Annotated in this window: 8 protein-coding genes; 4 read left to right on the top strand and 4 right to left on the bottom strand. The window is 56.0% G+C overall.

Features of this window, described 5'->3' with window-relative positions:
• Together ABX962_RS22530 and ABX962_RS22525 are read right to left on the bottom strand one after the other, a co-directional pair.
• Positions 1–758, bottom strand: a 758-nt coding sequence (locus ABX962_RS22530; protein ID WP_372722522.1) for a DUF1552 domain-containing protein, incomplete at its 3' end; no start/stop codon positions are given.
• An 8-nt stretch (positions 759–766) separates the two neighbouring features.
• A complete protein-coding gene (locus ABX962_RS22525; RefSeq protein WP_372722520.1) occupies positions 767–3,133 on the bottom strand; it encodes a DUF1588 domain-containing protein in 2,367 nt (788 codons plus the stop codon).
• Positions 3,134–3,903: 770 nt separating this feature from the next.
• Here ABX962_RS22525 and ABX962_RS22520 point away from each other — a divergent pair.
• Positions 3,904–4,188 carry an STAS domain-containing protein gene (locus ABX962_RS22520; RefSeq protein WP_372722518.1) on the top strand — a complete coding sequence of 95 codons (285 nt, stop codon included), beginning with the start codon at positions 3,904–3,906 and terminating at the stop codon, positions 4,186–4,188.
• Between the two features lie 98 nt (positions 4,189–4,286).
• Here ABX962_RS22520 and ABX962_RS22515 read toward each other — a convergent pair whose 3' ends face one another.
• Positions 4,287–5,561: a hypothetical protein gene (locus ABX962_RS22515; RefSeq protein WP_372722516.1), complete on the bottom strand. Its 1,275-nt coding sequence runs from the start codon at positions 5,559–5,561 to the stop codon at positions 4,287–4,289.
• Between ABX962_RS22515 and ABX962_RS22510 the strand changes: the two genes are divergently transcribed.
• Entirely contained in the window at positions 5,549–6,589 is a 1,041-nt protein-coding gene (locus tag ABX962_RS22510) for an extracellular solute-binding protein (protein ID WP_372722515.1), read from the top strand. The genes ABX962_RS22515 and ABX962_RS22510 overlap by 13 nt on opposite strands.
• 147 nt (positions 6,590–6,736) lie before the next feature.
• Here ABX962_RS22510 and ABX962_RS22505 read toward each other — a convergent pair whose 3' ends face one another.
• Positions 6,737–7,324, bottom strand: coding sequence for a glycosyltransferase family 2 protein (locus ABX962_RS22505; RefSeq protein ID WP_372722513.1), 588 nt, complete (start codon positions 7,322–7,324; stop codon positions 6,737–6,739).
• 405 nt (positions 7,325–7,729) lie between these two features.
• On the opposite strand from ABX962_RS22505, the gene hisI reads away from it, so the two are divergent.
• Both hisI and ABX962_RS22495 read left to right on the top strand, forming a co-directional pair.
• Positions 7,730–8,134 carry a phosphoribosyl-AMP cyclohydrolase gene (gene hisI, locus ABX962_RS22500; RefSeq protein ID WP_372722511.1) on the top strand — a complete coding sequence of 135 codons (405 nt, stop codon included), beginning with the start codon at positions 7,730–7,732 and terminating at the stop codon, positions 8,132–8,134.
• 123 nt (positions 8,135–8,257) lie between these two features.
• Positions 8,258–8,691 (top strand): RidA family protein (locus ABX962_RS22495; RefSeq protein WP_372722510.1); only part of this gene is annotated, 434 nt, incomplete at its 3' end.

Below are 8,691 nucleotides of genomic sequence, written 5' to 3'. Positions count from 1 at the left end.
TTCTTTTTTGATTGCTCGAGTTCGGTTTGCAGTTCCTTTTCCACCGAGCGAACCATCGCGACGTGTTCTTCGAGGATCCGCCGATCTTCGCTGCTGATCATCTTTTCCACTCGGCGGAAATCTTCGCTCAAATCGTCAAGCACGCTGGCCAACAGTTCGCGGTTTTTGCTCTGTCCATACAGTTTGTCGAACATTTGGTACGGATCGCTGATCGGTGCGACCGGTTGGTTGGGGCCGGCGTAGGACATGCGAGTCCAGGTGTCGGCGCGGTCAGGCACCATCACTCCGAATTCAAGCGAACCAAACCGAGTCTGCTTTTCCGGGACCGCCTGCATTTGGTTCTTCAGGTATTGGTCGATCGAGATGCCTTGGGACCAACCCGCCGGCGTGTCCGAACCGCCCTGGATGTCACCGGGAAATAGTTCCACCCCGGTCAATAGGCAGCCGATGCCACGCATGTGACCATCGCCGTCGCCTTGGATTTTGTTGCACACCCCGTGCAGCGTCATCATTTGGTCTTTGAATCCGGCCAGCGGCTGGAGGATGCGTTTGATGTCGTAGTCGCGTCCTTCCTTTTCAGGCCAGAAGTGTTTGGGGATCACTCCGTTGGGGCTGAATAGAAAAACAATGCGTTGCTTGCGAGCCGATGTCGCGGCAGCCCATCCGAGACTTGGCAACGTGAACAGGAAGTTGGCCGCAGCGGCGCTAACGCCTAGTTTGGTCAGGAAATCGCGGCGAGATAGAGACGGGTTCATCATGATTCTGCTCAGGTTTCTTGGTGGTTTGTAAGCGGTTGCGTCGCCGCGGTGACGGCGATCCACACAATCAAATCTCGGACTTTAAAGCCGCTGTTTCGGAATCGTTCGGTCAGTTCGGAAAGTTTGTCGGGGCCGTACGCTCCGATCGGTTGTTTGACGAAATACTCGAACGCGGCTTCCACGAATGCGCGGTGAGCATCTTCGCTGTTGACAAGGTAATCCGCCAAATCGCGAGCGTCTTTAAACTCGACCTTGTTGCCATTGCGGTCTTCGTAGCTGCCGCGGGCGTCGATCGGACGCTCTTTTTCGGTCTCGCGAAAACGGCCGATCGCGTCAAAGTTTTCCAGTGCAAAGCCTAGGCCGTTGATCTTCTCGTGGCAGACCTGGCAATTCACTTCGTCGGTTTGCAGTTCCACGCGTTGGCGTGTCGTTAATTGGGGATGCAGATCGGCATTCAGGGGTGAAAACGCCGCGTTGGGGGGGCGCAAGACGCGGCCAAACATGTGGCGATACAAGAAAACGCCTCGGTGGATCGGCGATGTGGTTTGGTAGTACGCCAACTTGCTCATCAAAAGCGGATGATTTAATAGCCCCAGGTGACTCTTCGGGGCGCTGACGCTTGCCGTAAGCCCGTTTTGTTCTTGACCATTCTTTTGGGAATCGACTTTCTCGCCCGCCGCATCTTTGGGCTTCCATGCGTCACCGTACAAAGCAGCGATTCGGGGTGTGGTAAAGGCCCAGTCGGCTTGGAACAGTTGGCGGTAATCGCTCGGTTCGCTCCACACAATTTCGTCAATCATGGCGTCAAACGAAGCTCGCAAATCGCTCACAACCGCTTTGTCGAAACCAGGATAACTCTCGTCGTCTTTGCTGATTTCATCGCTACCGGCGACTTCAAACCAATGTGTTAAAAAGTCTCGTGTCTTGGCCTGGGTGCGATAGTCGTTGACCATGTTCCATGCAGCTTGCTCGATCTGCGAGGGCGAATCGAGTTCCTTCTTGCTGATCTTCTTTAACAACCATTCATCGGCCGGAAGCGAATCGAATAACACCAGTGCCAAACGGTTCGCTGCCTGCTGAGAAGGTGAGCGGTTGGTGTCGAGCAAGGGGTACAGGAAACGTGGCGACTTCAGCGCCAATAGCATGACCCGGCGAATCGCTTCGGCGTCATCATCAGTCGCATCAAGTTGTTTGTCGATGTAGACCTTGCGGGTGGCATCGTCGAGCGAACCGCGGAACGCTGTGCTGAGGATCTCCTGGAGAAAACTTCTCAGCCGAGCTCGATTCTCGTTCGGCTTCTTTTTGTTTCTGCGTTCGTAGAGTGGCCAAAGTTCATCTGCTACAAGTTTCGAAAACTCGACTGCGGCTTGCGTTGTCGAATCGTCCCAGATGCGACTGATTTCAGTGCCTCGTTCGTAACCGTAACTTCGGTCGTCCGGTGGCAGTTTGGTTTGCAGCGAAAACGCGGCAGGATAACTTGCCGAGATCAGATGCCGCTGCGGGATCACCGTTTCGACTCCGCCCGGCGGAACCCACGACAGCGAAACCGATGCCGGCGGTTGGTCGGTTTTGCGTTTTCGCTGAGTGAACTCGAATTTGATCGGGTAACCCCGTCCGGCCGTCAAATGAATCCGTTTGCGGAACTCGGTACGTCCGGCGGATTGCACATGGTTGTCGACGAAAATACGGTCCGGGCTGCCCAGATACAGTTTGCACGAGCAGGTGCTTCGCAGCACAATTTCATACTCACCACTGCGGTCGGCCATCAGCGAGCCAGCCCAGTGAATGTAGTACTCCGCAGGGTCGATCCCTTCGCCGGGACCCTCGTGAGCAAAATCAAAATCGAGTACCGCATCGGTTCGTTCGATCTTCTTCGCTTCGTTTTTCCAGTTGGGTGTATCAAAGTAGGTGCCTCGGATTCCCCGTTCATCGTGCTTCCAACTGCCGCCCGAAATCCGTGCGTAAAGGTCCGCTAAACTCTGACGCAATTGGTCGCCCGTTAATCGAGCCAAACCGATTTTAGGGGGACGGTTTCGTAGCCGTGCCGCTTCGCTATAGAAGGTTTCGAAGATGTAGTTCGCGACCGCCTCGGCGTCCTTGCCTTGGCACGTTTCGGGATCGTCCTCGGGCATCGTTTCCGAAATGATCTCGGCCAATTGCCCGATCGACGAATCGCCTGTCAATGCACTGGGGTATTCCGACGGGACTCCTTGCCCCTCGGCGCCGTGGCACGACGCGCACTGCTCGGCATAAATCTGAGCCCCCCGCGCATCTGCCGCGTCGCTCGACTCGGCGGCCGATGCGTGGGCGGAATACGCGACCACGGCCAATAAGGCGGCAAGGGAAAATCGGCAGATTGTGGCGGATGCAGTCACAGTGATTTTGTAGAAGGGGTGGGGGCTGAATCGGTCAAAACAGGATTGGTCAAAACAGTGGAAGTCGACCTTCGGAACTGATGCGAAACGCTGGCTGGGGGACACGATCAAAGCCCGCGATCCGAACGGCCAACATTTCGGCAAAGGCTGTGAATCGGGAAAGGTTGCAAGCCATCGCGAACCGACCAACCCTATTTTACGGGGCATTTTCCAAGATCGGTAAGCAGAAGTGCGGTAGGTGGGGAATTCGGGTAGGAGCCCTATTATACCAAGGCAATGAAAAAAGCACACGACAAGTTTTCGCGATCGCAGAAATGCGGCGAACTGTCGTCCGCTTCCGGGGGGGCTCGCCGAGCGAGTCGTGCTGGTAGCGGTGCGGCGTAAGCCGCCCGTAAGAAATCGAACGTTTCACTCGCAGAGGGGGTCGAGTCGCCCCCTTCGCCCTGGTGTTCTACGTAAAAACAAAGCCTTTTCTCCACTCGGATGGGGGTGCCGTTTTCGTCTGTCAGAACCTGGGTTCGTGCGTTGCAAGTTGTCGTTTTTTTCGCGGTTGCGCGTTATCTAGGCTTGTCTGCTGTGTTCCTAGGCAAGTCACTCGGCTTCGCAAAGACGAAGCGGTTTTATAGCGGGTGGTAATTGGCCTTTAGGTGTGTCTAGCGGAGGGTGGCAGGGTGTTGGTTGATTTCTCTTCCGATTGGTTGGCAACGGCATGCCGGATGCTTTGAAAGCACAGATCGTACTTCTAAAACATTCAAGCGGGATTGAAACCAATGAATGCTGGACTGGATCAACAACATCAATCGGCCGCATGTGCGGAAACTCGAGTCCACTGGCTCGTAGTCGCAGGCCAATTGGCGGAAGAGGGAGCGGACGAGGTGATCTCGGTTGATCTTGCCCACGTGCAGCGGATCAGCAGCCATGAATTGTCGGAATTGATCCGTCTGCAGTTGCTTGTCCGCAAAAGTGGTCGGAAATTAGTGCTCGAAAATGCAGACGAAAATCTGCGAAGCATTTTTGAATTGACCCGCTTAACCCGACTGATCGAAATGCGATAAGCGATTTGGGGGTCTTACCCCCTTTCTCGCGTGAAACACGTATTCGCCGCCACCTGATCGGGTCTTTGCAAGGATTCGCGTGGCCCCGATCAGGTTGGTCAGTTTGCGGTGGAGAGCTCCACCGCATAGCTCCCTGTATTATCCGTCCGCTGGCCCACATCATCGTTGATCTGTAGTACAAGCCAGCTTTCGGTGGTCGTTCTTAGCTCGGTTTGCTCGTTAACCGAAACAGTCTTGAGCGGTTCACACAGCGGTTGGCTTTGATGTCGGGACGGGACCAGACACGCGGTCAGCTGTCCAAGCGGCCGTCCATTTACGTACTCAATCGTGACCCCGTTGGGCTCGCTTTGCCAGTCTTTGTCGCGTTTCGCGATCACACATCGCCCTTGGGCTGAAATTTTACAGCGAATTCCTGCCGGCAAGCGGACACCTAGGGATTGCCAGCCTTTATCGGCGGCGATGTCCAGCGAAATCGGTTGGCCGTCCCAGCGTGGATCGTCCACGGCGAGTTCAACGCGTTCGCGTTCCCAGTCGAATCCGTAATCCAATTGGTGGCACATCAAACGCCAGCGGGCGATCAAAGCGGGCCACTCGGGCAGCAATCGCTGGTAGATTTGACGAGTGAAATTGCTGCCGCTGTCGCGTCCGCTGCGTGCTGCGGCGACAAACACGTCACGGTATTCGTCATACTCGGACAATAACATCGCTGCTGCCCAACACCACCCGTAACGCTCGGCGTCGCCGTTTAAATTGTTGGGATATCGCATCACCGTTTCGAGCGTGGGGATAGCGTCCTCGTCGCGTCGTTGGCGGATCAATTTCAATCTCCCCCAGTAGGGAACCGATTCACGATCCACGGGAAGCTGGTTGATCTGAGTGGTCGCTCCGGAACCGGAGTGTGTGGAGAGCAGTTCCGCCGTTCCTTCCATGAACCACGAGGGCCCGGCTCCAGCAAATTGGTCAAATGCCAGCGAGTGAACCCCCTCGTGCAGCAGCAGATGACGGGTGTAATAGTCGCTCGGTTGTTTCAAAATCCACAGCGAGTTCCCCAGCGCATAACCTTGTTCAAAATCGGGAACCCGTGGATCGATCAGCCCCGCACGCTGGAAAGGCGTCTTGTCTTGCATCACAAACGCCTTCACACTCCATGAATCGAGGGCGTGCTCGGGCAATCCCCAAAACGCACGCCATTGGTCGACAGCCGCATCAAACGAGTTGACCCATTGGTGGATCTCGGTTTCGGACGCGACATCCGACGTGATTTCGATATGTTGACCACTCGCTTTGCGAAAGTCGTCTGCGAGGGTGGCGCGAGCCATCCCGATAAAAAGCACCCCTGCCGCCAACCCGATTTGAAATAGTGTTCCATTCATACGCCCAGTTTACTTCGTTTCTGGTTCTCTGTTCAGCACTGCTTTCTGCGAGCGGCTGCGTCCAACGTGCCGAGAGCGATGTCGTGGTCTACTCGGCATTGGACGAAGAGTTTGCCGCTCCGATCTTGGACGCGTTCGAGCGTTCGACGAATCACGAAACCAGTGTGATCGGCAAGTTTGATGTCGAGTCCACCAAGACGGTGGGGTTGGTCAACCGCATCATTGCCGAGAAAGACGCGCCGGTGTGTGATTTGTTTTGGAACAACGAGATCATGCATACCGTGCGGTTGCAGAAGTTGGGGCTGCTCGAGAAGCGGTCCTGGAATGTCGATCCGGGGTGGCCCACCGATATGATCGCCAGCGATGGGTCGTGGTGTGGATTTGCCGCCCGAGCACGGGTGTTGCTGGTGAACACCGATCGGATCAAGGACGCCAATGAATATCCCAATTCGGTTGCTGATCTTGCGGACGAAAAATGGCAGGGCCAATGTGCGATGGCACGTCCGTTATTTGGCACCACGGCAACCCATTTCGCTGTTTTGCGTGAGATTCAGGGGCGTGAAGCGACACTCAAACTACTGAGCCAAATCCGCGATAACGCCGTGATCCTTTCAGGCAACAAGCAAGTCGCCCAGGCTGTTTCGGCAGGCACGGTTGCCTGGGGACTAACCGATACCGATGACGCGGTGATCGAACGCGACTTGGGCCGTTCGGTGGCAATCGTTTATCCGGATCAATCGTCTGATCAACCAGGGACGCTGCGGATCCCCAATACGATTGCGGTGCTGAAGAACGCGCCGCACTCGGTCGCGGCCGGAATGCTTGCGGATTATTTGGTTCGTCCCGAAACCGAAGACCGATTAGCGATGGGCGACAGCAGTCAGTTGCCACTGTTTCGCGGCAGCAAATTTCCACCGCGAGTGTTGCCGGAGACTCCGGTGCGATGGATGCAAGCGAACTTCGAAAACGCGGCGAATGATTGGGAAGCGTGGGCCAGCGAGCTGAATGAATTGGGTTTGGGAAAATAAGCGGATCGACATTTGTGAGCTGGGAAGCTCGCCATGTTGCCAGATGTTACGGTGACCTCGCGTTCAATCCCCTCGCGTTCAATCCCCCCCCGCGTTTAAGTTGAATGCGGCGTGAAGAGACTCGCCCAGCGAGTATTCAGCGAGCATTCAGCGGGCTAGCGAAGCGGTTCGCAGCGTTTCGCCTTGCAGACGAATTTGGTCTCCTCGCGGGCCGGCAAGTCGCTGCAAATGGGGGCGGCGGACCATTTGTAAACAAGAGGTTTCGATGGCGTCCGATGCGATTTCCATCTGCAGATCCGCCGACGTTCCCCAAGCTCGCAGTCGACGCAGCAACTCGGCTGCGATCGGTTCCGCCTTGCTCTCGGCTCGCGCTGCGACCACCGAATGATCTTCGCTCAACTCCAAAAGTCTCTGCACATCCTCGATACGAATCGGTGCATCCGATTCTTGGATAAACACCAATTCGCCAGTGGCTCGTTCGAGTCCGGTTTGGCCGGCTGCTTCCAGGCCACGCGGGCGTGAATGGCGAACGACGCGGACTTGAGGGCATTCTTGTTGCAGTTCGTCGAGCACCTCGGGGGTCGCATCGCGGCTGCCATCATCCACGACCACCACTTCCACGGCATCCAGCTTCAATTTCGCAAGTCCCACGATCACCTTTTCGACACGGGCGACGATCCGGCTTTCACCATCGCGAACCACCAGGACAACAGAAAGCTTAGTGGGGATGGACATGACGCAAGAAACTCCGGTCCTGATAATCAGCGGTGCGGGAAAGCCGCTGCCAGCGAAATTGGCTACCTGCGATCGGATCGGCCTGTCGGGGGCGTGTTTCCCCTTTTTCGGCGGTGAGCCCGTCGCTGGCTGTAATCCTGGCTACAGCTGTAGTAGTAGTCTTCGGCTGGCCACGGCATCGCAATGCAAGCGAGCACGCATTAATCCGAATTTTCCAGTCGTTCCGCTGCTGCGGGATCACTCTATAATGCCCTTCCTCACTGCGGTCCCCTTACGGCAACGCTGAGAAGCATTTTTTCTTATAGAGTTTGTGTTAGTTCTGCTACGAAATACTTCACCGCGCCAGCCCTAACGGGCTGGTTCTCTGGATTTACCCTCTCGCTTGTAAAACGATATCGATTCGCCATGTCCACTGATGATTCTGCGATTCCCAATTTCAGCCGCGGCACCAACGGTTTGTTGCCGGCGATCGCGCAAGACGCTGCCAACAATCGCGTGTTGATGATGGCGTGGATGAACGCTCAGGCCTGGGATGAAACGCTCAAATCAGGCTACGCGGTCTATTTCAGCCGCAGTCGTAATCAACTTTGGCGTAAAGGCGAAACCAGCGGGCATCAGCAACGGGTCGTCGAAATTCGTGTGGACTGTGACGCCGACACCATCCTGTTGAAAGTCGAGCAGAAGGGGGCGGCGTGCCACGAAGGTTTCGAAAGCTGTTTCTTTCGCACGGTGAGTGCCGATGGGGCCGCCACGGTGGCCGATGAAAGACTGGTCGACCCCAACTCGGTTTACGGAAAGAAGTCTTCTTGAAAATGCGAACCGCAGACGCGTTGGAAAGCGTGCTCGGACCGGGTACGCTTTCCTTCTTGAACCATGCAATATTGACTCGCAATTCCCACCCCGTCCTCGATCCAACCTGGAGTCTCGAAACAGATGAATGCGGAAGCAAAGCTAAAAGAACTCGGAATCGAACTGCCCACGCCGCCCAAACCAGTCGGCGTTTATAAGCCGATCGTAATCGCGGGAAACATGGCCTATCTGTCGGGCCACGGCCCGCTGAAGCCCAATAAGTCGTTGATCACCGGACGGCTGGGGTTGGATATGGATGTCGAAGCGGGGTACGAAGCCGCTCGCTTGACCGGGCTGGGAATGTTGGCGACCCTGCAGACTCATCTGGGCAGCCTCGATAAGGTCACCCGGCTGGTCAAATTGCTCGGATTGGTTCGCTGTACCGACGGCTTCGACAAACAACCTGCCGTGATCAACGGTTGTAGCGAGTTGTTCCGCGACGTGTTTGGCGAAGACGCCGGTGTGGCCGCGCGAAGTGCACTTGGCACTAACGCGTTGCCCGGTGGAATCGCAGTGGA

This window comes from Novipirellula sp., assembly GCF_041583735.1.
Classification (GTDB): Bacteria; Planctomycetota; Planctomycetia; order Pirellulales; family Pirellulaceae; genus Novipirellula.
This window is presented reverse-complemented; position numbering and strand designations above follow the sequence as displayed.